Origin of the sequence: Aneurinibacillus sp. REN35 (assembly GCF_041379945.2) — a bacterium.
In the GTDB taxonomy this organism is placed as follows: domain Bacteria; phylum Bacillota; class Bacilli; order Aneurinibacillales; family Aneurinibacillaceae; genus Aneurinibacillus.
Map to the genome: position 1 here is coordinate 110,411 of NZ_JBFTXJ020000002.1, position 26,346 is coordinate 136,756.

29 protein-coding genes, 1 pseudogene and 1 riboswitch are annotated in these 26,346 nt (G+C 44.4%); of the genes and pseudogenes, 16 read left to right on the forward strand and 14 right to left on the reverse strand.

The annotated features are described in order from the left end of the window. The first annotated feature begins 9 nt into the window (after positions 1 to 9). Both AB3351_RS03730 and AB3351_RS03735 read left to right on the forward strand, forming a co-directional pair. The gene (locus tag AB3351_RS03730) at positions 10 to 1,350 is read left to right on the forward strand and encodes a YjiH family protein (protein WP_371145788.1); all 1,341 of its coding nucleotides are present in this window, start codon (positions 10 to 12) and stop codon (positions 1,348 to 1,350) included. A gap of 178 nt (positions 1,351 to 1,528) precedes the next feature. Beyond that, positions 1,529 to 2,575, forward strand: a complete 1,047-nt coding sequence (locus AB3351_RS03735) for a S8 family peptidase (protein ID WP_371145789.1) — start codon at positions 1,529 to 1,531, stop codon at positions 2,573 to 2,575. Between the two features lie 60 nt (positions 2,576 to 2,635). Here AB3351_RS03735 and AB3351_RS03740 read toward each other — a convergent pair whose 3' ends face one another. From AB3351_RS03740 to AB3351_RS03775, 8 genes are all read right to left on the reverse strand, one after another. Beyond that, positions 2,636 to 4,000: an MATE family efflux transporter gene (locus AB3351_RS03740; protein ID WP_371145790.1), complete on the reverse strand. Its 1,365-nt coding sequence runs from the start codon at positions 3,998 to 4,000 to the stop codon at positions 2,636 to 2,638. A gap of 51 nt (positions 4,001 to 4,051) precedes the next feature. Continuing rightward, the gene (locus tag AB3351_RS03745; RefSeq protein WP_371145791.1) at positions 4,052 to 4,705 is read right to left on the reverse strand and encodes a helix-turn-helix transcriptional regulator; all 654 of its coding nucleotides are present in this window, start codon (positions 4,703 to 4,705) and stop codon (positions 4,052 to 4,054) included. Between the two features lie 83 nt (positions 4,706 to 4,788). Continuing rightward, positions 4,789 to 5,088, reverse strand: coding sequence for an Hsp20/alpha crystallin family protein (locus AB3351_RS03750; protein ID WP_371145792.1), 300 nt, complete (start codon positions 5,086 to 5,088; stop codon positions 4,789 to 4,791). Between the two features lie 258 nt (positions 5,089 to 5,346). Next, on the reverse strand, positions 5,347 to 5,634 hold the full coding sequence (locus AB3351_RS03755) for a ferredoxin family protein (protein WP_371145793.1): 288 nt from the start codon (positions 5,632 to 5,634) through the stop codon (positions 5,347 to 5,349). Beyond that, entirely contained in the window at positions 5,634 to 6,941 is a 1,308-nt protein-coding gene (locus tag AB3351_RS03760; protein ID WP_371145794.1) for an FAD-dependent oxidoreductase, read from the reverse strand. The genes AB3351_RS03755 and AB3351_RS03760 overlap by 1 nt, the downstream gene beginning before the upstream one ends. Before the next feature lie 151 nt (positions 6,942 to 7,092). Beyond that, positions 7,093 to 7,737 (reverse strand): nitroreductase family protein, encoded by a 645-nt coding sequence (locus AB3351_RS03765; RefSeq protein WP_371145795.1) that lies wholly within the window; start codon positions 7,735 to 7,737, stop codon positions 7,093 to 7,095. Between the two features lie 87 nt (positions 7,738 to 7,824). Further along, positions 7,825 to 8,223 carry a DoxX family protein gene (locus tag AB3351_RS03770; protein WP_371145796.1) on the reverse strand — a complete coding sequence of 133 codons (399 nt, stop codon included), beginning with the start codon at positions 8,221 to 8,223 and terminating at the stop codon, positions 7,825 to 7,827. A 52-nt stretch (positions 8,224 to 8,275) separates the two neighbouring features. Further along, positions 8,276 to 9,043: a DODA-type extradiol aromatic ring-opening family dioxygenase gene (locus tag AB3351_RS03775; protein ID WP_371145797.1), complete on the reverse strand. Its 768-nt coding sequence runs from the start codon at positions 9,041 to 9,043 to the stop codon at positions 8,276 to 8,278. A 446-nt stretch (positions 9,044 to 9,489) separates the two neighbouring features. Here AB3351_RS03775 and AB3351_RS03780 point away from each other — a divergent pair, with 446 nt between their 5' ends. Further along, the gene (locus AB3351_RS03780; protein ID WP_371145798.1) at positions 9,490 to 9,912 is read left to right on the forward strand and encodes a hypothetical protein; all 423 of its coding nucleotides are present in this window, start codon (positions 9,490 to 9,492) and stop codon (positions 9,910 to 9,912) included. Positions 9,913 to 10,320: 408 nt separating this feature from the next. Here the strand turns inward: AB3351_RS03780 and AB3351_RS03785 are convergent, their stop codons facing one another. Together AB3351_RS03785 and AB3351_RS03790 are read right to left on the reverse strand one after the other, a co-directional pair. Beyond that, complete coding sequence (locus AB3351_RS03785; RefSeq protein ID WP_371145799.1) at positions 10,321 to 10,536, reverse strand: DUF1572 family protein; 216 nt, start codon at positions 10,534 to 10,536, stop codon at positions 10,321 to 10,323. A gap of 251 nt (positions 10,537 to 10,787) precedes the next feature. Continuing rightward, positions 10,788 to 11,024 carry a hypothetical protein gene (locus AB3351_RS03790; RefSeq protein WP_371145800.1) on the reverse strand — a complete coding sequence of 79 codons (237 nt, stop codon included), beginning with the start codon at positions 11,022 to 11,024 and terminating at the stop codon, positions 10,788 to 10,790. Positions 11,025 to 11,227: 203 nt separating this feature from the next. Between AB3351_RS03790 and AB3351_RS03795 the strand changes: the two genes are divergently transcribed. Then, a complete protein-coding gene (locus AB3351_RS03795; RefSeq protein ID WP_371146282.1) occupies positions 11,228 to 11,431 on the forward strand; it encodes a hypothetical protein in 204 nt (67 codons plus the stop codon). A 73-nt stretch (positions 11,432 to 11,504) separates the two neighbouring features. Here AB3351_RS03795 and AB3351_RS03800 read toward each other — a convergent pair whose 3' ends face one another. The 3 genes from AB3351_RS03800 to AB3351_RS03810 all read right to left on the reverse strand — a co-directional run bounded on the left by AB3351_RS03800 (position 11,505) and on the right by AB3351_RS03810 (position 12,951). Continuing rightward, positions 11,505 to 11,936, reverse strand: coding sequence for an MOSC domain-containing protein (locus tag AB3351_RS03800; protein ID WP_371145801.1), 432 nt, complete (start codon positions 11,934 to 11,936; stop codon positions 11,505 to 11,507). Positions 11,937 to 12,027: 91 nt separating this feature from the next. Then, positions 12,028 to 12,324: a DMT family transporter gene (locus AB3351_RS03805; protein WP_371145802.1), complete on the reverse strand. Its 297-nt coding sequence runs from the start codon at positions 12,322 to 12,324 to the stop codon at positions 12,028 to 12,030. Between the two features lie 18 nt (positions 12,325 to 12,342). Beyond that, positions 12,343 to 12,951 (reverse strand): DMT family transporter, encoded by a 609-nt coding sequence (locus AB3351_RS03810; RefSeq protein ID WP_371145803.1) that lies wholly within the window; start codon positions 12,949 to 12,951, stop codon positions 12,343 to 12,345. Between the two features lie 149 nt (positions 12,952 to 13,100). Between AB3351_RS03810 and pdxR the strand changes: the two genes are divergently transcribed. The 10 genes and pseudogenes from pdxR (at position 13,101) to AB3351_RS03860 (ending at position 22,834) form a co-directional block, all read left to right on the forward strand. Continuing rightward, positions 13,101 to 14,534: a MocR-like pyridoxine biosynthesis transcription factor PdxR gene (gene pdxR, locus AB3351_RS03815; protein WP_371145804.1), complete on the forward strand. Its 1,434-nt coding sequence runs from the start codon at positions 13,101 to 13,103 to the stop codon at positions 14,532 to 14,534. A 124-nt stretch (positions 14,535 to 14,658) separates the two neighbouring features. After that, positions 14,659 to 15,543: an AraC family transcriptional regulator gene (locus AB3351_RS03820; protein WP_371145805.1), complete on the forward strand. Its 885-nt coding sequence runs from the start codon at positions 14,659 to 14,661 to the stop codon at positions 15,541 to 15,543. Between the two features lie 732 nt (positions 15,544 to 16,275). Further along, entirely contained in the window at positions 16,276 to 17,172 is an 897-nt protein-coding gene (locus AB3351_RS03825; protein ID WP_371145806.1) for an EamA family transporter, read from the forward strand. A gap of 247 nt (positions 17,173 to 17,419) precedes the next feature. After that, positions 17,420 to 17,551 (forward strand): annotated as a pseudogene (locus AB3351_RS03830) (spermidine acetyltransferase); the annotation flags it as partial. A 293-nt stretch (positions 17,552 to 17,844) separates the two neighbouring features. After that, positions 17,845 to 19,041 carry an MFS transporter gene (locus tag AB3351_RS03835; RefSeq protein WP_371146256.1) on the forward strand — a complete coding sequence of 399 codons (1,197 nt, stop codon included), beginning with the start codon at positions 17,845 to 17,847 and terminating at the stop codon, positions 19,039 to 19,041. A 97-nt stretch (positions 19,042 to 19,138) separates the two neighbouring features. Then, positions 19,139 to 19,831, forward strand: coding sequence for an aspartate/glutamate racemase family protein (locus AB3351_RS03840; protein ID WP_371145807.1), 693 nt, complete (start codon positions 19,139 to 19,141; stop codon positions 19,829 to 19,831). A gap of 43 nt (positions 19,832 to 19,874) precedes the next feature. After that, on the forward strand, positions 19,875 to 20,702 hold the full coding sequence (locus tag AB3351_RS03845; RefSeq protein WP_371145808.1) for an ROK family protein: 828 nt from the start codon (positions 19,875 to 19,877) through the stop codon (positions 20,700 to 20,702). A gap of 160 nt (positions 20,703 to 20,862) precedes the next feature. Continuing rightward, the gene (locus tag AB3351_RS03850; protein ID WP_371146257.1) at positions 20,863 to 21,537 is read left to right on the forward strand and encodes a futalosine hydrolase; all 675 of its coding nucleotides are present in this window, start codon (positions 20,863 to 20,865) and stop codon (positions 21,535 to 21,537) included. Beyond that, positions 21,534 to 22,370 (forward strand): 1,4-dihydroxy-6-naphthoate synthase, encoded by an 837-nt coding sequence (locus AB3351_RS03855; RefSeq protein ID WP_371146258.1) that lies wholly within the window; start codon positions 21,534 to 21,536, stop codon positions 22,368 to 22,370. The genes AB3351_RS03850 and AB3351_RS03855 overlap by 4 nt, the downstream gene beginning before the upstream one ends. A 263-nt stretch (positions 22,371 to 22,633) precedes the next feature. Continuing rightward, entirely contained in the window at positions 22,634 to 22,834 is a 201-nt protein-coding gene (locus AB3351_RS03860; protein ID WP_371145809.1) for a cold-shock protein, read from the forward strand. Between the two features lie 150 nt (positions 22,835 to 22,984). On the opposite strand, the gene AB3351_RS03865 is transcribed toward AB3351_RS03860, so the two are convergent. Further along, positions 22,985 to 23,461, reverse strand: coding sequence for a CarD family transcriptional regulator (locus AB3351_RS03865; protein WP_371145810.1), 477 nt, complete (start codon positions 23,459 to 23,461; stop codon positions 22,985 to 22,987). A 240-nt stretch (positions 23,462 to 23,701) separates the two neighbouring features. Then, a riboswitch (cobalamin riboswitch) is annotated at positions 23,702 to 23,911 on the forward strand. Between the two features lie 34 nt (positions 23,912 to 23,945). Between AB3351_RS03865 and AB3351_RS03870 the strand changes: the two genes are divergently transcribed. Beyond that, positions 23,946 to 24,077 (forward strand): hypothetical protein, encoded by a 132-nt coding sequence (locus tag AB3351_RS03870; protein ID WP_371145811.1) that lies wholly within the window; start codon positions 23,946 to 23,948, stop codon positions 24,075 to 24,077. Beyond that, positions 24,074 to 26,335, forward strand: coding sequence for a ribonucleoside-diphosphate reductase subunit alpha (locus AB3351_RS03875; RefSeq protein WP_371145812.1), 2,262 nt, complete (start codon positions 24,074 to 24,076; stop codon positions 26,333 to 26,335). Before AB3351_RS03870 ends, AB3351_RS03875 begins: the two co-directional genes overlap by 4 nt. The last annotated feature ends 11 nt before the right edge of the window (positions 26,336 to 26,346 follow it).

A 26,346-nucleotide genomic window follows, 5' to 3' on the forward strand; every position in this document is an offset into this window, starting at 1 on the left:
GAATACGTGATGAGTAAAGAGCAGATGAATCTTGCAGCGTCTGAGATTGGACCTATTCAGACGAATGCGAGAGGGAATGCGTACAAATTTTTCATCTTTAGCTTTCTTGGCATCTTTGCTTTTTTTGTCCCCATCACCATAGGCGGGAAATCAACGATTATTCTCGATCATATCGTCAATGCCATCAAAGCAGGCGTACCGTCTCTTCTGCCGTTTTATGCTTTGCTGGTGATTTTCATAGGCTGTCTGTATCCATTTGTAAGCAGGACATGGAACAAGGATAAAATCAGCATTGTCTTTTCCTTTTTTAAAGTGATTGGCTTTTTTGTCGCGGTCATGCTGGTGTTTAACATCGGACCGGCATGGCTGTTCGAGAAGGATATGGGGCCGTTTCTCTTAGATAAGCTTGTCATCCCGGTTGGTTTATTGGTTCCGATCGGTTCTGTATTCTTAGCTCTGCTTACAGGATACGGCCTATTGGAATTTATCGGTGTGCTTGTTCGTCCGATTATGCGGCCGATCTGGAAGACGCCAGGGCGTTCAGCGGTCGATGCGGTCGCCTCATTCGTGGGCAGTTATTCGATTGGTCTTTTGATTACAAATCGTGTTTTTAAGGAAGGAAAGTACACGATAAAAGAAGCGTGCATTATTGCCACTGGATTTTCTACTGTATCTACACCCTTCATGATTGTAGTGGCTAAGACGCTTGATATTATGCCATATTGGAACCTGTATTTTTGGACGACGCTCGTCATTACCTTTATTGTCACTGCCATTACGGTACGCATTCGCCCGCTCAGCAGAAAGAGCGATACGTACTATACGGAGGAAGGCGACCCAGAGCCGGAATATACATCAGGTCTGATCAAATCTGCCTGGAGTGAAGCAATGAAAGCATCGAATGTAGCGCCGGGTTTATTTAGCAATGTGGCACAAAATTTTAAAGATGGTTTCATCATGACGATGGGGATTCTGCCATCGATTATGTCGGTCGGCCTGCTTGGTCTTGTGCTGGCAAAATATACGCCGCTGTTCGATATCATTGGTTATGCATTCTATCCATTCACCTGGCTGATGCAGATACCTGAGCCGATGCTTACGGCGAAAGCGCTCTCGGTCGGGATTGCTGAGATGTTCTTGCCGTCCCTTGTCGTAGCGAGTGCGCCGCTGGTAACCAAGTTCGTTATCGCTATCGTCTCGGTTTCATCTGTTCTGTTCTTCTCGGCATCCATTCCATGTATTCTATCAACCGAGATTCCAATTAGCATTCCACAGTTGGTTATCGTATGGTTCCAGCGCACGTTGCTTACCTTCCTGCTGGTGACCCCTGTTGCTTTCCTGCTGCTTTGACATATTCATAGCAAGTAAACAAGTAATGAGCGGCTGCCTTTTTAGGTAGCTGCTCATTTGCATGTGAGTAGGAACGAAAATAGGGCGGGGATTTAGGTATCTTCTACCGCATGTCGAATCCCCTTTCCTGAACCGCTTCATATACTGGTACTACGACCGTAAGGGAGGAGGTATATTTATGGCAAAACGATATCTCATCCACGTAAAAGCGGACATGAATCAAGCGCGCGAAGTATGTTTAAAACAAAAAGGTGTTCAAGTATTACACTGTCTGAAGCATTTTCCCTTTATTGTGGCTACCATGGAGAACAGCAAGATTTTGCGTCATCATCCGGCTTTTTCTTTGGTTGAGGAAGATATGAGAATTCGAATTCACCGCGCGGAGCCTTCAACCCATAATCAACCTGCTTCCCATGTGCCATGGAATATTCAAGCGGTTCATGCGCCCGCTGTCTGGCCTAAGAGCAAAGGCGAGGGGATTCGTATAGGCGTATTAGATACCGGTATCGCTTACTCTCATAAGGCGCTTCGCAGTCATATCGCCGGTGGGTACAATATCATCGCAGATAACCAAAATTTCATGGATGATAATGGACATGGAACCCATGTATCAGGCATTATTGCCGCGAACAAATCAGGCGGCCTGTATGGTGTATCGCCAGGGGCAGCATTATACGGGATCAAGGTTATGGATCGGGACGGTATGGGGAATATGAGCGATATCATCAAAGGGATTGAGTGGGCGATTGATAACCGGATGCAGGTGTTGAATATGAGCATCGGGAGTAATACGTATAACGCCGCCTTGGCGTATGCAACCAGAATGGCGCAGCAGAAAGGGATCATTTTAGTTGCTTCCGCAGGAAACGACGGAGAACGCGGCGGCACGGTTGATTATCCTGCCCGCTTTCCCTGGGTCATCTCGGTTGGGGCAGTGGACCGTGACATGAAGCGCGCCTCGTTTTCTAGCACGGGAAGCGGGGTTGATCTGATGGCACCTGGAGTGGACATACGGAGTGCATGGAAGGGCGGGGGATATAAGATAGAAAGCGGTACGTCAATGGCAGCTCCACATGTAAGCGGAGGAGTCGCTCTAATGCTTGGCCGTAACTTTAGCAGAAGCGATAAGAGTGCACCGAGAAATATTGTGCAGTTAAGCAAACGGCTTGGACCGCGAAGAGAGTATGGGCACGGTGTTCTCGACCTTTCACTTCTTGCAAAGTAATCATCTCCCCTTCATTGCTGCAGGCAGCAGCGAAAGGGAGATGATGAGGGAGTGGATGCTTTATTGATTGCTAGAAGAGCGGGTGGCCGTAAGAAAAATAAATGCGCAGCCAAGTGTTAGCATATCAGCTAGCGGGATAGCAAAGAAAATGGAAAAGGCTGGATCGATTTGCGGTAGATGAAACATATCAAAAATAATAGGAATGACAATCACAAGTGGTATAAGAATAATCACCTGCCGCAATAGACTAAGTAGTATGGCTCCCCCCTCTTTTCCTGTCACTTGGAGTATGGTCATTACAGTGTATGTGATGCCAAGCAGAGGAAAGGTGAAGAAAATTACCTGTACCACATTCACTGCTGATTCCAATAGAGACGGATTTGAAGTAAATAAATAAAGGAGAGGTTTCTCGAAGAGATAGATCATTGCCGTAACAGCGATCCCATAAACAAGACAGGCGCTTATCGTCTTTCGTACCGTGCTCTTTTTCTTTGTCTCCTCGTTTTTTCCATCAAAATATGCCAGAATCGTTTGCACTCCTTGGGTCATTCCAATCACGGGCATGAGCATAAGCATGTACAGTTTATTGGCGATATTCCAGGTGCTGATATAGGGAGCGCCGCCCGTAGTGATAAGCTGGTAGTTGATGGTAAAAGCGGACATGCCTGCGATGATTTGAATGATGGTTTGGGCCAATCCTATTTTGAACAGTGTATAGGAAAACAAAAGGTGCTCGGAAAGAGAAAATGTACGCGATGTAAACCACCTTTTCTTTTTATAAAGATATATTAGTGAAAGAAGGGCGCAAAGCAATTCGCTTATCAGCGTACCCAGTGCAATGCCTGTCATGCCAAGCTGAAGGCCAAAGGTCAATATGGTGTTGCCAATAATATTAATAACAACAGACAGGAGAATAATCGCTGTCTCTGCTTGTGGATGTCCAAATGCACGAATGCTGCTCGTTAGTGTGTACCCTAGCGAGCTAAAAACGTTGCTGATCAGTATAATCTGTAGATAATCGGAAGCAAGCGTATACGTATCTCCTACCGCACCCAAAAATAGGAGCAAAGGGTCCATGAATAAGAATGTGACCAAGGAGGTGCATAGGCTAACTACTACTGTCATGGTAAAGCCAATCGTAAAATACGTCTGGACGCCAACATCATCTCCCCGGCCTAAGCACTTTGAAATCATAATGGCGGTAGAAGCCGCAAAAAGTGTTTGAAGTGCAACAAATATTGCTAATAACGGTGATAATAATCCGAGGGCAGCCAATGCCGCCTCGCTTTTATTGTCTAAATGCCCCGCAAAGGAAGTATCGATGACTGAGGTTAATGTCTCGATGATGAGCGAGGCGATGGCAGGTAAGGAAAAGCTAACAAGCAAGCGGTTGATCGAATATTTCTCATAGATGGTTGTAGTCATTGATTTATCCCTCCATAAAAAATATAGCAGTCAAACTGGACACGGAATGTCTTATTTGACTGCTACATTTTTGTTTTTTTTATAGGGGATAAAGTCTCGCACAAATTCTATTTCTGTTATCTGAGACAAAGCAATATGCGCGATTTTTATCAATACGTATTTTTTCTCAAAAGCATATAAATATAATCCGTCAGACCGTAATACGTAGCTAATGGGGGCGATGAGGAGCTGCTCGTTACCAACCTGGACGCTAAGATAATATTCTTCATCCAAACAATGATTGATGTCTTGACAAATCCGATGGTTCATATCGATTTCTTCATCAAGTAGATCGACAATAAAGTATTCCTTGGCATCATGCACAAACAAATGGATGATGTCAGGAGCAATCAGGGACAATTTATTAATAATATGATACCCTTGCTTATTCGCTGACATGCTATCGTAGAGAGATAAGGATAAGATGATTCGTTGCAGATCTTCATTGCTAAAAAAGCTTCTTGATAACTTGTAATGCTCATCAATAAATATGCCGCCTTGATTTCCTTGCTTGCAAGTAATGGGGATGCCCATTACAGATAATTTGTCGATATCTCTTTGAATGGTTTTTATACTTACTTCAAAGGTGGATGCAAGTTCGGCATGCGTGGTCTTCTTTACTTTAAGCAGATACAGTAATATTTCAAGCTGACGATTTTCTCCCATCTTTGTACATCCTCTTTTTCCTTTACTATTACATAAATGGTTCAGCTCGTATACCCTATAGCATCCTGTTGCTTCTCTTTTGCTTATTCAATGGGAAGAATGCGGGGTTTATGAAAGAGATGCATCCTCATCTCGTGGGAAGTTTGCAGCGGAATCAAAATCGTTAGTACGTTATGGCGATAGTAGGCTCGTGCTTTTTCTGTACGCGCATGTTGTGGCAATGGAATTGATTTTATGATGCGGTTCGGCGTGTGAGCGGCGCTGATGGCTAATGAGTCGTTTGAGATTTCAACCTTGATGTCGTTTCGGCTATAGTCTGTTATCTTTATCTGAATAATGATCTCATGTTTCTTTTTTTCAATATGGATCGAGTCGATATTCACAGTGTTCCTACACCCTCCTCTTTATTCCTCTCAGACGTGTTGCTATTCCGCATCGTGAAAGAAGTGAAATCATTTGGGCCTCGTTGTAGTAGCGAGTGGTGATGAAGCTTCAACAATCTTGCTATAGGGTATGTCGGATGCGTATTTATGTATAGGCTGCTATCCTCTAGAAATCAAGTGAAGTGTAGAGAAGAAGCACTGTGATGGGGCGTATACGAGGGAGATTACTGTCTGCGGAGCTTCCCTGTTTTTTGCGAACTATGTGCGACGAAACATGACGCCTGTTCCACTGGATGGATACTTCCAATGAATGTTGTGGTAGGGACAGCCCATAACAGAAGCTCCGCATTCGATACAGCGCTCCTGATCAATCTCGATGTGATTCTCACGCCATTGATATACCTGTGATGGACAAAAGTACGTACATGGCTTGTCGATGCATTTGGTGAGACAAATTTTAGGATCGATCATATTGATAAATGTTCGATCGGACGGAATGCGCTGAACGAGTTCCATCGGTGCCATATCCGTACGCGTGTGCTTCATTACAGTACCTCCCAATGCTGTAGTGCCTGCCAAATGTCTGTCACGGATTTTAAAGGAAGCTGGATTTGCTTTAATTCCTGTTGGATTCGCTTTATCTTATCCTGTTCGGTACTCATATCGACATGAAAAAACTCCGAGCCAAATTCATTCATCGCCCGGCTAATTAAGTAGTCGCTGTCTTGATATTTCATGACGTACTTATCATAGTTTTTCTTTGCCCGAATATCTGACATGAAGAAGCTTTGATTGATTTTCCAACCGTATCCGGCTAATACATCCTGACTAAAATCGCTTTTAGCATGTGCTTGCAGTGCTGTTTCAGCCGCCATTTTTCCAGAGAGCATCGCCAAGTCTGTACCACGCCTGCCGCTTACCATGGTCGCAGCATCCCCCACCACGAGCAGATGATGATCATAGAGCTGGGGAATCATTTTGAAGCCGCCTTTTGGAATCATATGCGCAGCGTACTCGATAGGCTCGGCCCCCTTCAGCAGCCGACTGATCAGTGGGTGGCGCTTCGTGCGTTCGAGAAGTTCATAAGGACTCATTCTTTTCTGTGCCAGTTGATTTAGAAAACCGCCAACGATAAGGCCGAGTGTATCTTTTCCTGTCCAGATGCCTGCTTTCCCCACGACACCTGCGGTCGGATAGCCGACAAATCCATAGATGGCTCCTTCATTACCCTGAAGCTGAAACCGCTCCTCCAAAACATCCTGTGGCAAATGGAATACTTGCTTCACATACAGCTTGACAGTCTCTGCTGGAAGATCAGAGCGCAATCCGGCCTGCTTGGTTAAGAATGCATTGATTCCTTCCGCCAGAATGACGATATCCGCATAATACTTCTGTCCATTATCCAGCTCCACGCCTTGTAATCGCCCTCTGCCAAACATGTGCTCCGCGTATACCAATCGAGTGACAAGCGAGTGGGTTTGCAAGACGGTTCCTTCATGTACAGCTTTTTGTGCGAGCCAGCTATCAAATTTACTGCGGTGAATGACCAGTTTATTATACGGCGGCTTTCCGTATGCTTGATTTGTAAAACCGACTTGAAAAGCGGAGTTGTCATCAAGAAAGTATAAATATTCTGCTGTGACGGCTCTCTCCCAGGGTGCCTCTTCCCAAAATCCGGGGAAAATATCAGCGGTCGGCACAGCGTAAATGGTACCACCGAACATATTCTTGCTTCCCGGATAGGCTCCCCTTTCCAGTAGTAATACCTTTAAACCGCCGCGTGCCATTATATAGGCGGCAACGGAGCCGGCAGGTCCTGCTCCTACTACAATCGCATCATATGTATCCTGCATTCATCTCATCCTCTCAAAAGGCGCTTTTTTTACTGTTTTCCTTTTTGAAGAGTTTTATGCTCAGAAGTGAAAGCAGCATACATATAAAAAAGAGAAGGGAAAACAAGGTATAATCTCGTCCTCTTCCTTCTCTCATACGGAATGTCTGCTTCTATTTGAAGAACATGACTCGTTCTTCAAGCGGCTTGAATTGCTTTTCACCAGCAGGAGCCGTCGGTTTGCCGAATGGCATTTGAGCGATCAGCTGCCAGTTGGCAGGGATGTTCCATTCCTTCTTTATCTTATCATCGATGAGTGGGTTATAGTGCTGGAGGGAGGCGCCGAATCCCTCAAGTTCTAAGGAGGTCCAGACAACATATTGAAGCATACCGGATGATTGCTGAGACCATAGGGGGAAATTATCCTTATACGCAGCGAATTGTCTTTGGAGTGCTGCAACCGTTTCTTGATCTTCAAAGAATAGCACGGTTCCATAGCCGTTTCCAAATGCGTTCATCTTCTCCTGCGTTGGAGCAAATTGATCGGCAGGCACAATGTTGCGTAGCGTCTCGGTTGTAATGTTCCACAGCTTATCATGATTTTCCCCCAGTAGAACAGCGACACGAGCGCTTTGCGAATTGAATGCAGAAGGGGTATGTTTTACAGCGTGATTGATTATTTCTTGAATCCGTTCATCTGAAGCAACCATATCTTTGCTAATCCCGTAGATAGATCGTCGGTTCTCTACTGCTGCATAGAAGTCCTTTGCAGCCTGTGCGTCTGTATTGTCACCGAATACTTTTCCTAAAATACTCATCCTATCCACCATCCTTATCGCCTTCTTGTCTTATTGTGATATTCTTCAAGTCATTCCATACAAAGAAATGGAATGGGTATCGTACCATTATTTTTTGCGGAATAACGAGTCGAGTGCATATAATTGGCTGCCTGTAAGGGAAAGAGATACTGACATTGCAAGCAGAGCCAGATCGAATTCATATCCGGCCATTTGGCCATTGCCCATAAATCCGGCAGCAAGCTTCACTGTGAAGATTGCGCCAAGCATAACGAATGCGAATAGAGTAGAGACAATCCGGGTTCCAAGTCCGAGAAGCATGGCGAAACCGCCTACAAGCTCAATAATGGCTACGATGTATCCGAGAAAGCTGGGGATACCTAGACTTTCAAAGAATTGCGCGGTATTTCCAAGTCCCGTTTGAAATTTGGCTATACCATGAATAAAAAGAGTAAGCCCTAGTACTAGGCGAAGTATGAATGCGCCTATTTCCTGTGTTCGTGTCATCTTTTCAACCGCTCCTTCAATCCATTCCTTTTGGCTCTTGTAAAAGAAATGATTAGAATTGCAGGCAAAGATAGCTTAGTGTACCATGCTCATAGCTTCGATAAATAACGCTTGCATCCGCGTCCGCTCCGCCACTTCCCATAGCAATAAAGAGCGGAACAAAATGTTCGGCACGTGGCACAGCAAGACGGGCATGGGGTGCCATTTCCTCATACGCAAAAAGCGCTTCCCATTCCTTGTTCTGCATCTTCTCGATAAGCCAGTCATCAAATTCAATTGCCCATGCTTCTGTCGTTGAGTCTCCCCATTGGAGCATCCGCAAATTATGAACCGTCACGCCGCTGCCAATGACAAGAATATCCTCTTGATTAAGTCCTTGCAGCGCTTCACCGATGCGATATTGTTCTCTAGGCGCAAGAAATGGATTGACGGATAGTTGTACGACAGGAATATCTGCTTGAGGATACAGGTGATGGAGGAGCGTCCACGAGCCGTGATCTAGGCCGCGTTTCGTATCCTGCTGCACCGGAATGCCCTGCTTTTTGAAGCGCTCAGCAAGCATCGCAGCGATTCGGGTAGAACCTTTGGCCGGATACTTCATTCTATACAGTTCATCAGGAAAGCCGGAGAAATCATATATCGTATCATACACATCATCTGTTGCCGAAATGGTGAGCGTCTCGCTTTCCCAATGAGCGGTGAAGATGACAATAGCTTTTGGTTTAAATTGTGCGCCAAGTTTGCGAAGAAAACGAGTGTAGTCATTATCTTGAATTGCAATGAGCGGGGCGCCATGTGCTAAGAAAAGCGAAGGTGTCATGTGTATACACTCCTTACTTCATTGTTCGTTATATACTTTTTGTAAGTTAGCATATTATGATAACCAACAGGCGTCAATAGAAGGAAGTGCGGGTAAAACAGATGCGTGGAAAGTAGGATGCTGTATCTCGTCCGCTTATTTATTTCTAATGGATATGCCGCATCGCATCGATTTCTTTTTTTGCCTTCACCAATTTTCGGTGAATCGGACGATATGTATGACGAGTAATCGTAGAAAGCAGCCATAAAGCAGGGTACAATATGTAAAGACCTTCACTTTGTAAAAAGCTTCTACGGGGAGGTATTATGTTATTTTTCTGCAAAATATCACCTCGTTTTTCCTTATTTTAACACAAGAGTAAGGAGAGAAACGGAATGATAGACATAGGACGTCCGATAATTTGGGTTACATTATTGTATATTTTTAAGTAAAATAAAGGAAGAGGGATGAAGTATACAACAATGCGTAACATTTTATGGATTCGTATCCTTGCCATCTTTTTTTCATTTCCGATTGGTTTGTTGGCATATTATGCAGCTTGCAAAATCATATACAACCAGGATGCTACTGATTTATCATCTGTTGCCTTATATGGAGGGATGACCTATCTGATTTTTGGTATCCCGCTGTTTATTGGTCTGTTTGATTTTCTTAGAACTAAAGTGTCCTCGGCCTCTTTTGGCGTGGTGTATATGAGTTGTATTCTTGCAAGCGGAGTGCTACTAACACTGCTGGTTATGCTGATAGGTGGGGGAGAACTGCGACAAATAATAAGTGCAGAAAGCATTTTATTTGGGATTTTGTATTTCGTAACCGACATTGTGTTTGGTGCGCTTTGCTTAGTAGAGAGAAAAATGTATAACATATAGCGTCTGATCATGTTGCTAATGAAAAAGGGGCTGTCCAGAAAGTCGATTTTTTGACTTTTGGACGCCCCTTTTTATGTTCAAGAACGTTGATGTATCAGTGTTCTTGATTTTTAAATTGGAGGGAATTTGCCCTTTTCGGACAGCCTCTTTTTCATCGAGCATTTTTTTTAGTATGCGGTAAATATCAACTAAAGCACCCGCTATGATGGCCAAAAAAACTTCAGTTAGGTGGGGACCGTCGCCATGAAATATGATGGAAAGAATAACGCCTAGTAGCCCAAACAAAATAATGTTCATTAGCAGATACCATACCTTTTTTAAAAATAGGGTACCATAATGGTATTTTTATGTAAAATATTAAAACAGATTCCGTTTTTTTTATAAATTGGTAATTTGAGAAGAGAGATGCTATTGAATATAAGCAACTAACTTGTTTTCATTGTTCCTGCTTGGTTTCTCCCCATCTGTTGCCAGAAAGTCCGTCCATCTTGAGATCATATTTCCACTGAGATGTTCGATAATAATAGCGATGCTGTTTGATTCACTCGTTGGAGACCAATGTAACTCTTCGATATGTAGTCGAGAAATTGTTTTTTCTCCTCCTTTTGAACATGGTATATTCATTCATTATACAAAAAAAGGAAGGCTGCTTTGTGGAAAGTAAGGGGAAACGCAATAATTTTACGCATTATTATTTAAAAATCAAGCATGGGAAAATTATTTTAGAGTCCTACGTCGAAAATGAGAAAAAACATGTTTAATAGATGGGACCGACATGCTGTATACTGTAAAACTCACTGCCTTTTTGTTATTTATTACATAAACAAAAAGGACAAACCATATTGGTTCGTCCAATTGAAAAAAAGGCTCCTTTTTTAAGCAGTTGAAATGACCAGAAGTTCTCCAAAGTTTATGGTAGCGATGTTTCCTACAATTAATCCAGGAATATTAGTTGTGATGATTGTCATGCGAAAGGCGTTAATATCAACATCAATGATTTTGCCCCGAACAAAAAATCCATTTTCAAGGACTGCAGTTACAGTTACACCGGATAGAGCGTAAGCCAAGGCCTGTCTTTGTAGGGAGGGTCCTCTAAAATTTCCTCTTTTCATATCTCTCACCCCCTTGTCCTGTTTTTATATTTTATGGAGATAGAGGGTTATTTGATTGGATGGACAACCATTTGTTCGCCCTTTTTCAAAGGATGGAGGACCCAAAATTGCATTAGATCCCTTCACTATTATAAATATGACACAGGTTGACATAGTTAAGGTCTATAATGAACGATAAATCAATGAAAGGAGTATAACAGAGCATGAAACTTTTACATGGAAAAGTAGCTTTGGTGGCAGGTGCAACACGTGGTGCCAGTAGGGGAATAGCGATCGAATTAGGCGCATCCATTGCTGCGACGAGCCTCTCCATGTATGTTTTTATGCTGTTCATTCGATTGACTGTAAAGCGGCTAAGAAAACCAGGGAAAATGGGACGATACGCGTCTGATATTGGCACATCATAAACAAAAAACTGCCTCAAAGGGATGAATTCATCCCTTTAAGGCAGCTTTCACATTATCTGCAATACAGGCAGTGTCAGACGCGTTCGAGAGGGCGAAATGGCTTCGCTGGCAAGCTCACGCGGACAGGGTCCCCAACTCTGACTTCTCCCCCGGTTACCACAATGCCCATTACTCCCGCTTTGCGGGTGAGGTTTCCGTTTTTATCGTGACCCAAAACTGCACGCAAGAGCCCTGCTTGGAAATTGTCTATTTGTGCAAAAGGGTTGCGAAGCCCGGTAATTTCAATGACTGCAGCCTCGCCGATAGAAAGCATTGTTCCTGTCGGTAGTCCGAGCAAATCGATCCCACGAGTAGCAATGTTTTCACCTAACTGTCCAGGCTCGACGTGAAAGCCAGCATCCCGCAGCTCATCAAATAACTCTGCATGAAGGAAGTGAACCTGGCGAAGATTCGGCTGATTCGGATTTTGTGCTACACGTGAACGATGCTTTACGGTCTTTCCCATGTGTGCATCGCCTTCCACACCCAAACCAGCGAGGAGTCGAATACATTCGAAGGTCTGTTTACTAAACGGAAAGAGACATGAAGATACCGGCTTATGAAGAAATCCTTATATCTTCTTCCTTTTTATGATTTGTTGTTTGTTCAGAGGTCTCCTTGTTTGCAAGGAACACACCAAATAAAATGAATGCTAGACCCGTCAATAGGCTCACATGAATGTTCTCGTTAAGTATACTGTATCCCCAAATGATGCCGCTTACAGGGATGAGGTAGGTGACCATGGTTGCCAATTCTGGACTCCCTTTTTGGACAAGGAAATAAAAAAGAATGTAGGCAATTCCCGAGCCAAAGACCCCCAGCCCAATCCAAGCAGCAAGAGTAGGGTAATTCAACAGGCTCGAAAAAGAATTTTACTCATTTGTTGCGATTGCCATGCTCCCGCTCCCGATCATGCAGCAGAGCAAGGTTCCAAACGTGATCTGATACATCGTCAGCCCATTCGAAAGACGCTTGGAAAGATGAGATCCGATCGCATAAAGCAGGGATGCAAGAATCATACAGACAAAACCCAATAAATCAACCGATATGATCGAAGTCGGATTCAGGTCAAGCAAGGCAATTACACCAAGTACGGCAACTGCCATACCCAGCAGTTTATAGCGATTTGTCCTGCTTTTAAAAAAGATCACGCCGATAGCAACTGTCCATAGCGGAGTGATGGCGTTTAAAACAGATGCCATACTGCTTGTTAATCTTGTCTCGCTAAATCCGATGATGGCCCAGGGAATGGCTGTATTGATGAGAGCCATAATTGTCATGGCGATCCAGGGAATTCTTCTGAGTCCCATCTTCTGTTTTGAGATGAGCATAATCATTATGATTGTAGCCAGGCCGAGCGATGACCTGAGAAAAGCGATCGTCCATGGCCCAAAGTCCTCAAGCAGTATTTTAATAAAGAAGTATGATCCGCCCCAAATCAGGCTAAGAGAAATCAAAACGAAAAAAAGCGATCGCGGCATATATATCATCCCTGCTTTCCGATGAATTTTACTTCATGCTTATCCTTTGATTCATGTTTTTACCATTACATCCAAAATGTATAATAGAAGCGACCTTTAGAAAACGGACAGTTTATATACGTATAAAAAGACAGTTGGGAGGGAGCGCTTTGTTCGATATTTTACTTTCAGAGATGGATATGGGAAAGAATCCGCTTTATATGCAGATCTATAAGCAAATACGTGATCATATCAGGAAGGGAGTGATTCCGCATGGGGCGCGTCTTCCTTCTATTAGATCGCTGCAAACACAATTAAACATAAGCAAGACACCGATTGAAACAGCCTATCACATGTTAAATATGGAAGGATATGTAATAAGCAGAGAGCGCTCGGGCCTTTTTGCGGTGAATATAGAAGAGGGCATCCTTCCTGACCAAAAAATAAATGATATACCTTCACGTGCAAAGCATTCTATAAACGACAAGACTCAACCAGCAGAGAAAAAAATCAATATCAATTTCCATCCCGCTACCATAGACAAAGAGATGTTCCCGCTCAGAACCTGGAAGAAAATGATCAATAACGCTATAGAGGACCATGCAAAGAGCATTGGCCGATATGGCGACATGCAGGGGGAAGAAGATTTTCGTGCCATATTAGCCGGTTACCTGAAAAATTCCCGGGGGGTGATCTGTTCACCGGAACAGATTGTGGTGGGTGTAGGAATCTCATACAGCATAAGCATTCTTGCAAAATTACTTGAAGAAATTCAGTATATCGCTTTTGAAGAACCTGGATTTGCATCAGCCAGGGAACAGTTTCAATTGAGCCATTTCGAGCTGCTTCCTATTCCTGTTGCCCGTAATCATTTTTTCATAAAAGAATTGGAGGGAAGCAAAGCACAAATGGTGTATGTTACACCGTCCCACCAGTTTCCTACAGGAAGAGTTATGCCGTATTCAGAGCGAAAATACCTGCTCAATTGGGCGAACAGGCAAAGTGCATACGTCATAGAAGATGATTATGATGGCGAATTTCGTTATTTTGGCAAACCGATCCCTTCCCTGCAAAGTCTTGATGAAAACGGGAGGGTCATCTACATCGGAACATTTTCCAAAGCCTTTACTCCCGCTTTGCGCATGAATTATATGGTTTTACCTGTAGAATTGGTGAGCCGCCTAGGAAACATACGTCACTTGCTGTTATGTCCATCTCGTGTGGAGCAATGGGCCATGAAGAGTTTTATGGAACAAGGGCATTGGTACCGACATATTCGCCGAATGCGGAACCTTTATAAAAAGAAGCATCTTAGATTAATAGAATTCATACGTACTCATTTTGGGAGTGCGGTTGAGATTACTGGACATAGCGCGGGACTTCATATTCAGGTCACTGTGAAGACCCGCATGAGCGCCGGGGAGTTAGTCAGACTAGCAGAAGATAAAGGAGTTGAAGTATATGACTTCAAGCAAATGTGGATGAATCCCGTTCAATTGGAATATCCACATATTTATTTGGGATTTGGAGGGATGAGTGAAGCGGATATGGAAACCGGTATTATCCTGTTAAAAGAAGCGTGGGCAAGCATTTTAGAGAAATAGGCTACGTTATCCTTTTCAAAATCATACGGTGTCAGTGATACAAAAAGACCCTACATACTTGTGCACAAAATGTCGGAAGAACATATATAACACCTGCTATTCTTTTGAGTAAGGAGGTCGCGTAATGGATTTGCTTAAAAACATGAACAAAGCGATACAGTATATTGAAGAAAATCTTGAGCATGACATTGACTTTAAAGAAGTGGCAAGGATAGCTTTCTGTTCTGAATATCATTTTAAAAGGATGTTTTCTTTTCTTGCAAGCATCACGTTATCAGAATATATCCGTCGAAGGCGCCTTACTCTTGCAGCATTTGAACTGAATAACAGCAATGTAAGGGTTATTGATATCGCTATTAAATACGGATATCGTTCACCAGATTCTTTTACTAGAGCGTTTCAAAGTTTGCATGGTGTAACTCCTTCAGAAGCCAGAAACAATGGTCAAGCGTTAAAAGCTTATCCGCGTATGACCTTCCAATTATCAATTAAGGGAGGAAATGAAATGAACTACCGAATTGAAGAAAAAGAAGCTTTTCACATAGTAGGTATTAAGAAAAGGGTGCCTATTATTTTTCAGGGGGAGAATCCGGAAATCACTGCCATGTGGAAATCCTTGAACATGGAGAAGATCAATCAACTTAAAGAGCTATCTAACGTTGAACCAAAAGGGATCATTCAAGCATCCACTAACTTTTCGGAAGGGCGTATGGAGGAAAAAGGGGGGCTTGACCATTATATAGGTGTAGCGACAACGCATGCGTGTCCAGAAGAATTCTCTATACTTGAGGTTCCCGCCTTTACTTGGGCTGTATTCAAGTCAGTAGGGCCTTTCCCTCAGACGTTACAGGAAACGTGGGGACGTATATATTCCGAATGGTTTCCTTCCTCAAGCTATCAACAAACAGAGGGACCCGAAATTTTGTCCATCAAAGGCACTGATTTAACTTCATCAGCTGTCGAAAGTGAGATTTGGATTCCTGTTTTGCGAAATGAAGCAGGGGAGTAAGTGTATGGGCTGAGCTGCTTCGGCAGCTCTTTTGCATTTTATTGTAAAATAAAGGTGATATACTTGCGTGTTGCAAATGAAAGGGGAGTAGTATGGCGTTCACTTCACTTTTATTCATCGGGATATTTGCAATCTTTGTTCTGTTACTCGTTAAAAACACACTAATTAGGAAAGTTAGTGTGAATGATAAAGTAGCTCAAAAATGTAAAAATACCACATGGTTTCAAAATCATTGGAAAGCAGGGGTGTTTTTATTTGTTAGTAATGCGATTCTCTTTTCTTTAGCGGGCTGAATCCTTTATTCCCTTGTCTATTTTAAGGTTCCTTTCGCTCCTATAGCTATTATGCTGCTTGCTGTGATTAGTAGTGTGCTGCTTTGGATCACAATAAATCAAACATGGCAGGGGAGTAAGGTCAATCGTTTGAAGATGGGGGTAGTGGGAAGCAGCTTTTATATAATGCTAAGTTTGGTTTTTATTTATTGGTTAGTCACATTACAGCCATCCTATCCTGGCGAAGACACTTTTATGCGTGCGATTGGCATACTGTTGGGTATTATTGTGACAGCAGTAGCTTTTATTACGTGCTTTATCCTTACAGGGTTTTCTAAAAGTAATAGGTAGCAAATCATAGAGCATCCACTATCTCCTGGCGCTTTTCCAACAAGAGATGCAACTCTTACCTTCTTGTGAAGTGTGTTATGATAGTAAGGTTAATCACGGAGGTCAGACAATGAAAATAAACAAAGGTGTCCTTTTTGTATTAGTAGGTGCTTCATGCTTTGGCTTTACGCCGATATTTGTGAAATTGGGTTTTAGCTATGGCTATTCACTTGGTCAAATTAACATCGTTCAAATGATGATTTCCTTTTTCTTATTGTGGTCTTTTACTTTATGTAAACGATCTAATTTTACGGGACTTACTAAGGAAAATGTTCTTCAACTGATGATGACCGGCTGTTTTGTCGGGTTAACAAGCATTTTTTATTATGGTGCGATGCAATATCTGCCCGCTTCACTAGCCATTATATTACTGTTTCAATTTGTTTGGATCGGGATTGTTTTAGAGTGGATTTTCAGCAGGGTAAAACCTGCGCCTGTAACTTTCTTGTCTATCATTTTAATTTTAGTTGGGGTCTTTTTTGCTTCAAATATTTTAAATGGAGACATACAGGGCCTACCGGTTAAAGGTTTTGTTTTTGGCATTTTATCCGCTTTCACGTATGCGGGTTTTCTTTTTTTTAGTGGAAAGGTTGCTGTACATGTGAGTCCATGGGCTCGAAGCTCTTTGATGATTACAGGCTCAACCATTTTAGTTTTTCTCTTATTCATGCACGACATACCAACTGTACTGCCATTGCAGGGGGATTTGTTAACGATCGCGGCTGGTGTTTCGTTATTTGGAGCTGTCCTCCCACCATTATTTTTTGCGGTAGGTATACCTTTGGTTTCAGGAGGAGTCGCAAATATTTTAACATCTATTGAATTACCTATCGCCATTCTATCTGCGAGCATTATTTTATCAGAAGCGGTAACGCCGCTTCAGTGGGTAGGCACAGCTATTATCCTTCTAGCTATCGCATTAAATGAACGCGGTGCCAGCCTCTTTCGAATGAGAAAGCATCCGTAAGAGTGTACGTGAAGTAATATTTTGGAATAAGGTAAATGCTGCGGTGGATGAAACCTTTACTAGCACAGATTCGTACAAAGATATTGTTGCGACGGATATAAAGAAGTGATTGGGGTGTTCCCAGTTATTCTTTATTAATACTTTAATGACTGACATTCATTCAAATGAGTGAGGGTGTGTATATATGAAGTAGTGTAAGCATGACATTGTGGTATGTAGGCGTTACATATTTAGGAGGTATAAGAAAATGCATGAGGAGCTTAAATTGCGTCCTTTGGAACGGGAAAATTTGAAATTTGTTCATGACTTGAATAATGACGCGAATATTATGTCGTATTGGTTTGAAGAGCCTTATGAGGCTTTTGTCGAGCTGCAGGATGAGTTTTTCGTTAACGGCAGCTATCATAACGCCATACGAATGTGTATTTTTCAGCAGCAGTATGTAGAAATGAAAGGCAGTTGCTTTGCTCGCTGAACCGGATATGTCTAATCTCACTCGCCGCTGCTGATGTGGGATGGGGTATCATCAGAATTTTAGTTGTTGCCGATAAAATAAAATGTGCTCAAAAAAGGGCTTTCTCGTAGTCGGTTTGGAATCGAACAGGCCATCGATAAAGAGGAGAGCAAGAAGGGTAGAGGTGTAAAAAAGTGAATACAGTTCGCAGTAAAAAGATGGCATTAGTTATATTGCTGGGCAATATTTTTATCCCGTTTTTAGGGATTGGCTTAATTATTCCGATTATGCCAGCTTTTATGAATGAAATGAATTTATCGGGAACAACCATGGGTTATATGGTGGCAGCATTTGCCTTTGCACAATTATTGATGTCTCCTTTAGCAGGAAGATGGGTCGATCAGTTCGGCAGGAAAAAAATGATTGTCCTTGGTCTATTTGTTTTTGGTATTTCTGAACTTCTATTCGGTATTGGAACCCACGTATCTGTCTTGTATTTGTCAAGAATTTTAGGTGGGATTAGTGCAGCTTTTATTATGCCTGGCGTAACAGCCTGTGTTGCGGATATTACTTCATTAGAAGAACGTCCCAAAGCGTTGGGATACATTTCAGCTGCTGTGAGCACGGGTTTTATTATTGGACCGGGAATTGGAGGATTTATTGCTGAATATGGAATCCGGCTGCCATTCTTTGTTGCAGCGGCCCTTGCTTTTATTGCGGGAATCGCTTCCTTACTCGTTCTTAAAGAATCGCTATCCAAAGAAAAATTGGCTGTAATATCCGCTAAAAATAAACATACGAGTCATCTGCAGGAGTTAAAAAAATCATTACAGCCCATTTATATTGTTGCGTTTATCATTGTCTTCGTTCTAGCGTTTGGCTTATCCATCTATGAAACGGTATTCAGCCTGTTTTCAGACCATAAATTTGGATTTACCTCAAAAGATATCGCATATATCATCACGCTCAGCTCGATTTTTGGTGGCGTGGTGCAGGTGTTTTTATTTGGGAAAATGATTGACGTGTTGGGTGAGAAGAAGTTGATTCAAATATGTCTGGTGGCAGGCGGCATACTCGCAGTTATTTCTACAGTCATTTCGAGTTTCTGGCTTGTTCTGGCTGTCACCTGCATGATCTTTTTAGCATTTGATCTGCTTCGGCCGGCACTCATGACGTTTCTCTCCAGAGCAGCCAGCCAGCATGAACAGGGCTTTGTGGCTGGGATGAATTCAACATACACAAGTTTAGGGAATATTGTAGGTCCGGCAGTCGGCGGTATACTGTTCGATATGAACATTCATTTTCCGTATTTGTTTTCTTCCGTGATTCTAATGATCGGTCTGGCTATCACAATGGCTTGGAAGGATGTACAATTCACAGAGAAAAAGAAAATAGAGCAGAGAAGCGTATCCTAGGGTAGTTAATTGATCTGCTTCACACTGAGATAGAAGCTTGTGTCTTGGCCGGGTATTTTTGATATGCTGTGCATGTGGGAAAGGGAGGGAGATTATAATGAAGATGCAGAGTTCATCGGATGCGAAGATCGGTATTCTTATGCTGGATACGACGTTTCCTCGAATGAAAGGAGACATTGGAAATCCTGCAACCTTTCCATTTCCGGTGATGTATAAAGTTATTCCGGGAGCGACGGTTAAACGAGTGGTACATGAGCATGACGCTGCGCTGCTTGAGCCGTTTATTGAAGCGGCGCAAGAGTTGGAAGCGCACGGTGTACAGGCGATTACGACAAGCTGTGGTTTTTTGGCGTTATTTCAAAAAGAAATCGCTGCAAAGGTCAGCGTTTCGTTCTATTCGTCAAGCCTCCTGCAAGTTCCGCTTGTATATACCGTTGCAGGCACAGGCGGCTCAATCGGCATTATTACGGCAAATCAATCATCACTAAGTCCGAGGCATATTACTGCTGCTGGTATAGCTGATCTGCCCATCCATATAGCTGGTATGGAGGAGTGTCCATCTTTTCGTCAGTCCATCCTGGAGGGAGCGGCACATCTGGATAAACAAGCCATTGAAGAAGAAATCGTGCAAAAAGCGAAGGAGATGAAGGAGACTCATCCTGACATGAAAGCCATCGTCCTTGAGTGTACAAATATGCCTCCGTATCGTGATCGTATCAAGCAGGACATACAGCTGCCTGTCTTCGATATTGTGACGTTAACTCATTATATATACGATGCCCTGCCGTAATTACGTGTGTGATGAGGTATTTAGAGGAGGGGGGAAGAGTATTATGGACAAAGCGATTGGGGTAGACATTGGCGGCACAAAAATGTTGATGCTAGCAGAATATAAGGGAGAAAAATTAACGAAAATACTCCCGACTGGCATGACATGTACCAGCACCGACATAAAAAAGGAGCTTTCTGCGTTTGTTGCAATGCTGCCTTTTACACCTTCGTGTATAGGCGTGGCTGTTCCGGGATTGGTTGAGGAGGAACGGGTCGTAGTAGCTTCTGACGTCCTGCCGGCTATTGCGGGAATGACGACGGATTTCTTATGTATGGGCGACTATCCAATCTACCTCATCAATGATGTTAAGGCCGCACTCATACAAGAGAGTGCGGCTGTAGATGAGCACGCGACAACCGCGGTTCTAATGGTTGGAACAGGAATCGCTATCGGAGTAAAGGCCAACGGAAAGATTCTTACAGGTTGTAAGGGATGGGCTGGCGAATTGGGAAGCATACCGATACCGACTCTTGATGGGATAAGAACACTTGATACGGTTGCAAGCGGAGCGGGTATTCTTGCACAAGCAGGAGTCAGCGCTGCAAGGCTGCGACAGCAAATAGAACAGGGAGACGAGGCGTCCCGGCAGCTTATTCATACGGCAGGTGAGTATCTGGGATTGGGAATGGCGACGGTTATTCATCTGTTTAATCCGGAACGATTCATACTGGGCGGCGGCACCCTTCAGTATGAGGGATATGAAGAGGCGGCTGTGCGGACTGCACAAAAGTATACGCTTCCGCAGCTTTGGGAAGTATGTTCGGTTGAGAGGTCAAAAAATCCGGCGCATATGGTGGCGCAAGGGGCACGACGTTTTGCAAGCCGGTAGCTTTACATCATACGCGCCATCAGAGTCTTCATGAAGAGAAGAGAGTAAGGCACGGACGTCCCTCTTTACATGACAGCAAAATAGGGCTACCTTTAGTAAGTGTATGGTACATAGCAAAGGGGATGGTAAGGTGAATGCTCGTTTACATACGGAGACGTCTATGGACGCGCCTTTCATACAGCAGAATTCTGGACAGCGTGTCCTCGTGGTGACCTCTGTTGCAGCCGAACGGGAGGCTGTATTACGTGGGCTTACTAATGCCGAGGGATTTGATGTGCTGGTGGCGGGCGTCGGACCAGCAGCAGCGGCGGCGAGTACGGCGATAGCACTGGCCTCCGATATATATGCTCTGGTAATAAATGTGGGTATTGCCGGTGGCTTTGTCGGCCGTGCGGACGTGGGTTCACTTGTGGTGGCGGATGAAATTGTTGCCGCTGACCTTGGCGCACAAACTCCCGATGGGTTTATCAGCGTGGACGAACTGGGCTTTGGCTCCGCTCGTGTGCCGGTGGATCTCGTGTTGGCAAAGCAGCTGGCCGCAGTGCTGAATGAGGCGGGATTGCTTGTCACGACAGGAGCTGTGCTGAGCGTGTCTACAGTAACCGGTACGGCTGCGACTGCAGCGGAGCTTTCGGCCCGCATTCCGGGCGCCGCTGCTGAGGCGATGGAAGGATACGGTGTGGCGATCGCAGCCCAACAGAGCGGTGTGCCGGTGCTGGAGCTGCGGGCCATTTCAAACCCTGTCGGCCCGCGGGATCGAACGGCATGGCGCATGAAAGAAGCGCTGCAGGCGCTGCAGACAGCAAGTTCATTATTACCGGAGGTGGTACGATGAAAATCGCTTTTTCTCCTTGTCCTAACGATACGTTTGTATTCCATGCTTGGGCGCATGGTTTGGTGCCTAATGCGCCGAAGCTAGAGATTACGTATGCAGACATTGATATTACCAATAGCATGGCAGCTAATTCGAATGGGCCTGATATACTTAAGATTTCGTATGCGGCTCTGCCATGGGTGCTGTCCGAGTATGCGCTGCTTCCATGCGGCGGCGCGCTTGGCAGAGGCTGCGGTCCTCTGGTATTGTCGCGGGACAATACCGATCCGGCAGCGCTTGCTGGACGTCGGGTGGCGGTTCCAAGCGAACGATCCACCGCTTATTTGCTGTTTCGGTTGTGGGCAGCTAAGCATGTGCCGGGAGGCGTGGGTGAGATTGTCATTATGCCGTTTCATGAAATCATGCCAGCCGTACGCGATGGCGCTATTGATGCCGGATTGGTTATTCATGAGGCACGATTCACCTACCCGTCATACGGATTGAATCTTCTCAGTGATCTAGGAAGCTGGTGGGAGGAAGATACAGGTCTGCCGATTCCGCTTGGTGCGATTATTGCCCGGCGCACACTTGATATTGAAGCAATCTCAGGTTGGATTCGTGCGTCCGTTGAGTATGCATGGGCGCACCCTGAAGTATCACAGGATTATGTGATGTGTCATGCACAAGAACTATCCCCGGAGGTAGCTCAGGCACATATTGATCTATATGTGAACAAATTCACCGCTAATTTGGGTGAGGACGGATATGCGGCGGTCACGGCGCTGCTAAGTCGGGCTGCCGAAGAAGGGTTAGTGCCGAATTTTGATTTGGCGTTGCTGCGCCAAAATGTATAGGATATTTTTCCTATCGAGCCATAAATAAACAAGGTTTGTGGCTCGATGGGGCCAGTTTTTAATAAAAGCTGCTTCTGTGGTTGTTATGTTCAAATGCGTATGCTATAATCAACTCAAGCAATGATTATATGTTGATGTTTATAATTCACATGTTATTAGGGGTTATAGATTCGATGTGTATGTAGCCCGTAATAATATGTGAATTTTTATTTTTACGGAAAATATTAAGTAACATATTACAGTAAATTTTTGGAGGTTTTTACATGAACACAGGTACAGTTAAATGGTTTAATGCAGAAAAGGGCTTTGGCTTCATCGAAAGACAAGATGGCGACGATGTATTCGTACATTTCTCCGCAATTACAGGCGAAGGTTTCAAATCTCTTGAAGAAGGCCAACGCGTAAGCTTTGATATCGTTCAAGGCAACCGTGGCGACCAAGCTGCAAACGTAGTAAAACTGTAAGAGACGAATGAGTAAAGGCCGCTGACTACTGTCAGCGGCCTTTTTATATTCAGGTGTAGTTCCCATAAAAAAATCCTCTACTTCAGCAATTGAGGTAGAGGGGAATGCCCGTACATAAAAAAATAGCCTCTCGTGTAGGCTGTTATTTTTTTAAGTATTCGGTTGATCTAATAAATCATTCGCCTGGCTTTCTGTTACGCCAGTAACCAGTACCAATTCGCTGATCAGGATTCGTTTTGCATTGTGCAGCATGCTATTTTCGCTTGTGTTCAATGCTTTTTTTTGTTTTCTTCTTAGTAAATCTCGAACGACCTCCGCACCTTCCTGTACATCGCCGTTTTTGATTTTATCTATATTGGCACGATACTGCTGATTCCAAGGAAGTTCTGAATCCGTTTCTCCGTGATGAAAAACAGACAGTGCCTCTTCCATTGTATGCTGGTCAACTACTGAGCGTATGCCCAGATTAGATACATTCCCAATCGGAATCATGACCTGCATATTGCCAATAGGCATCTGGATGATATAGTATTGCTGTTTCTCTCCAAGGATTTCCTTTTCTTCAATTGCTTCAATTACACCCGCACCATGCATTGGATAAACGATCTTGTCGCCAATTTGAAACAAAAATTACACCCCCACAAAAGTCTCTTTTTTAAGGATACCATATTTCATTGAAGTTGGCAAAATTAAAAATATAACATAGAAAAATAATTAAAGTCAACAATTTTTTTGTGTTTGAAATAAACTGTACAAGTTTGTCTGTAGATGGTACATTTTTGTGAGTGCCAAACAAGCAGTCCAGAACCGTTGTATGCTGTTAGCTCTTGTTTTTCACAATATGTTGTGTTAAAGTCTTAATTAATAACTATATATTGGATTTATGGTGCGGCTGATAGAGAGAAGACAGACTATCAATCGCTTAAAAGGGAAGTTCGGTGAAAAGCCGACGCGGTCCCGCCACTGTAATGGGGAGTGTGGTTCACATATGCCACTGTGCTGCGGCAAGCAGCATGGGAAGGCTGAACACACACGAAAATCCAGAGCCAGGAAACCTGCCATACATCACACACTGGTTGAACCACGAGGAATGGGGCGGTGTAGACAGCGAATGAAGCGCCGAGTGTGGCAGGGCATGGCGGGTGGCCTTATTTTCGCTGGATACGATACAAATGCGAGCATCTTTCCTATGTGGGAAGGTGCTTTTTTAGTTGGATTGATCATGGAGGAGGCAGACGGATGAGTATTGTAATTAAAGCGGAAAACCGCAGAATGCAATTTGAGATTGAGAGAATAGAGCGATACATGGAGCGAATCATAGGTGACTATCCTCATCTGCGCGTGGAGGACTTGCTCTCTGGCGTGCAGGCGAAGCTGAAAAAAGACGAGATGAGGGCTGGAGACATTACTCGAGCATTGTACATGTCTGCAGTGGAGTTGATTTCTAAGGAGGAGCCGGATTGGACCTATGTTGCGGCCCGCGCCTACCTGACTAAGCTGTATAAAGAGGCAGCCCATCACCGTGGCTATAAATCGTACGCAGACCAGCCATACGGCTCCTTCTATCGCCTGCTTGCAACATTAACCGACCAGAATATTTATCGGCCGGAACTGCTTGCTTCCTATACGGCAGAGGAGATTGAGGCGTTGGGGCAAGAGATCGATCCGGAGCTTGATAAAAAGTTCACGTACATAGGATTGCTGACGCTTGCGGAGCGGTATTTGACAACGGATTTCTCAGGACGGATGTACGAGCTTCCGCAGGAGCGTTTTATGGTCATTGCAATGCAGTTGATGATTGGTGAGCCGAAGGAGAAGCGGATTGGGCTGGTGAAAGAAGCGTACTGGGCGCTTGGCAACCAGTATATGACGGTGGCCACACCAACGCTCTCAAATGCCGGAAAGGCACGCGGCGGACAATTATCAAGCTGCTTTATCGATACGGTGGATGATTCGCTGCAGGGAATATATGATTCCAATACGGATGTGGCCCGCTTATCCAAAATGGGCGGCGGAATTGGCACATACCTTGGAAAAGTACGCGCGCGCGGCTCATCCATTCGCGGCTATGAAAACAAGTCGAGCGGAGTTATTCCGTGGATACGGCAGTTGAACAATACAGCGGTTAGCGTCGATCAGCTCGGCACACGCAAGGGAAGTGTCGCAGTATACCTGGATATTTGGCATAAAGATATTCTCGCGTTCCTGGATCTAAAGCTAAACAATGGAGACGAGCGGCTGCGGGCGCACGATATTTTCCCTGGCGTCTGCATTCCGGATATATTCATGGAGGCGGTAGAGAAACGAGAGGAATTTCATTTATTTGATCCACACGAAGTACGGCAGGTGATGGGCTATTCGCTCGAGGATTTCTATGATGAAGAGCCTGGCTGCGGCAGCTTCCGTACAAAGTATGAGGAATGCGTTAAACATGGGTCGCTCAGTCGGATTACGGTGCCTGCAATCGACATTATGAAGCGGATCATGATCTCGCAGTTGGAGACGGGCACACCGTTTATGTTCTATCGTGACACGGTGAATCGCGCGAATCCGAACAAGCACCAAGGCATGATCTATTCGAGCAATTTGTGTACAGAAATTCTGCAGAATATGTCGGCGACCACCGTGCGGGAAGAATGTATGGAGGACGGGGAGATTGTCATTCGGAAAACGCCGGGTGATTTTGTGGTCTGCAATCTTTCAAGCATTAACCTGGGGCGGGCGATTCCAGACGATGTACTAGAGCGCCTTATCCCGATTCAGGTGCGCATGCTCGATAACGTAATTGATATCAACCGCATTGACGTGCTGCAGGCGCAGGCTACGAACAAGCGCTACCGTGCGATTGGCCTGGGTACGTTTGGCCTGCATCATCTGCTTGCGCTTGAAGGAATCAAGTGGGAGAGCGAAGAGGCAGTGCAGTATAATGACCGTCTGTATGAGCGAATTAATTTCTTAACCATTCGCGCCTCCCTTGAACTGGCTAAAGAGAAGGGTGCGTATTCATTGTTTGCGGACAGCGAATGGGAGAGCGGAGATTTCTTTGCGCGCAGGGAGTATTGTACGGAGGAGTGGAGGCAGCTTGCGGCTGAAGTGAAGCAGCACGGCCTGCGCAACGGATACTTATTTGCGGTAGCGCCTACGGGGTCTACCTCCATCATTGCAGGTTCCACCGCCTCCATTGATCCAGTGTATGACCTTATTTCTTATGAGGAGAAGACAACATACAAAATTGCAAATCCTGCACCGGATTTGTCACCGCAGACGATCTGGCATTATAAGAGCGCGTTCCATATTGACCCGCATTTCTCCATTCGCCAGGCCGCTGTGCGTCAGCGCCACATTGATCAGGGACAGAGCTTTAATTTCTATGTGCGCCCGGATATTCATGCCCGCGATTTTCTCGCGCTGCATCTTGAAGCATGGCGGCATGGATTGAAGACCACGTATTATGTGCGCAGTCGTGCTGTCGAGCTTGATGAATGTGAAGCGTGCATGTAGTTGTTGATAGT

Coding starts and splice junctions, on each gene's coding strand:
- AB3351_RS03740 (WP_371145790.1), bottom strand. CDS start 4,000: ATGACTACAACCATCTATGAGAAATATTCGATCAACCGCTTGCTTGTT.
- AB3351_RS03810 (WP_371145803.1), bottom strand. CDS start 12,951: ATGCCGCGATCGCTTTTTTTCGTTTTGATTTCTCTTAGCCTGATTTGG.
- AB3351_RS03835 (WP_371146256.1), top strand. CDS start 17,845: ATGGCATTAGTTATATTGCTGGGCAATATTTTTATCCCGTTTTTAGGG.
- AB3351_RS03825 (WP_371145806.1), top strand. CDS start 16,276: ATGAAAATAAACAAAGGTGTCCTTTTTGTATTAGTAGGTGCTTCATGC.
- AB3351_RS03795 (WP_371146282.1), top strand. CDS start 11,228: ATGAAACTTTTACATGGAAAAGTAGCTTTGGTGGCAGGTGCAACACGT.
- AB3351_RS03755 (WP_371145793.1), bottom strand. CDS start 5,634: ATGAAGCACACGCGTACGGATATGGCACCGATGGAACTCGTTCAGCGC.
- AB3351_RS03870 (WP_371145811.1), top strand. CDS start 23,946: ATGAAGCGCCGAGTGTGGCAGGGCATGGCGGGTGGCCTTATTTTCGCT.
- AB3351_RS03845 (WP_371145808.1), top strand. CDS start 19,875: ATGGACAAAGCGATTGGGGTAGACATTGGCGGCACAAAAATGTTGATG.
- AB3351_RS03735 (WP_371145789.1), top strand. CDS start 1,529: ATGGCAAAACGATATCTCATCCACGTAAAAGCGGACATGAATCAAGCG.
- AB3351_RS03790 (WP_371145800.1), bottom strand. CDS start 11,024: ATGAAAAGAGGAAATTTTAGAGGACCCTCCCTACAAAGACAGGCCTTG.
- AB3351_RS03785 (WP_371145799.1), bottom strand. CDS start 10,536: ATGAATATACCATGTTCAAAAGGAGGAGAAAAAACAATTTCTCGACTA.
- AB3351_RS03770 (WP_371145796.1), bottom strand. CDS start 8,223: ATGACACGAACACAGGAAATAGGCGCATTCATACTTCGCCTAGTACTA.
- AB3351_RS03850 (WP_371146257.1), top strand. CDS start 20,863: ATGGACGCGCCTTTCATACAGCAGAATTCTGGACAGCGTGTCCTCGTG.
- AB3351_RS03840 (WP_371145807.1), top strand. CDS start 19,139: ATGAAGATGCAGAGTTCATCGGATGCGAAGATCGGTATTCTTATGCTG.
- AB3351_RS03775 (WP_371145797.1), bottom strand. CDS start 9,043: ATGACACCTTCGCTTTTCTTAGCACATGGCGCCCCGCTCATTGCAATT.
- AB3351_RS03760 (WP_371145794.1), bottom strand. CDS start 6,941: ATGCAGGATACATATGATGCGATTGTAGTAGGAGCAGGACCTGCCGGC.
- AB3351_RS03765 (WP_371145795.1), bottom strand. CDS start 7,737: ATGAGTATTTTAGGAAAAGTATTCGGTGACAATACAGACGCACAGGCT.
- AB3351_RS03730 (WP_371145788.1), top strand. CDS start 10: ATGAGTAAAGAGCAGATGAATCTTGCAGCGTCTGAGATTGGACCTATT.
- AB3351_RS03860 (WP_371145809.1), top strand. CDS start 22,634: ATGAACACAGGTACAGTTAAATGGTTTAATGCAGAAAAGGGCTTTGGC.
- AB3351_RS03780 (WP_371145798.1), top strand. CDS start 9,490: ATGAAGTATACAACAATGCGTAACATTTTATGGATTCGTATCCTTGCC.
- AB3351_RS03745 (WP_371145791.1), bottom strand. CDS start 4,705: ATGGGAGAAAATCGTCAGCTTGAAATATTACTGTATCTGCTTAAAGTA.
- AB3351_RS03875 (WP_371145812.1), top strand. CDS start 24,074: ATGAGTATTGTAATTAAAGCGGAAAACCGCAGAATGCAATTTGAGATT.
- AB3351_RS03800 (WP_371145801.1), bottom strand. CDS start 11,936: ATGGGAAAGACCGTAAAGCATCGTTCACGTGTAGCACAAAATCCGAAT.
- AB3351_RS03820 (WP_371145805.1), top strand. CDS start 14,659: ATGGATTTGCTTAAAAACATGAACAAAGCGATACAGTATATTGAAGAA.
- AB3351_RS03855 (WP_371146258.1), top strand. CDS start 21,534: ATGAAAATCGCTTTTTCTCCTTGTCCTAACGATACGTTTGTATTCCAT.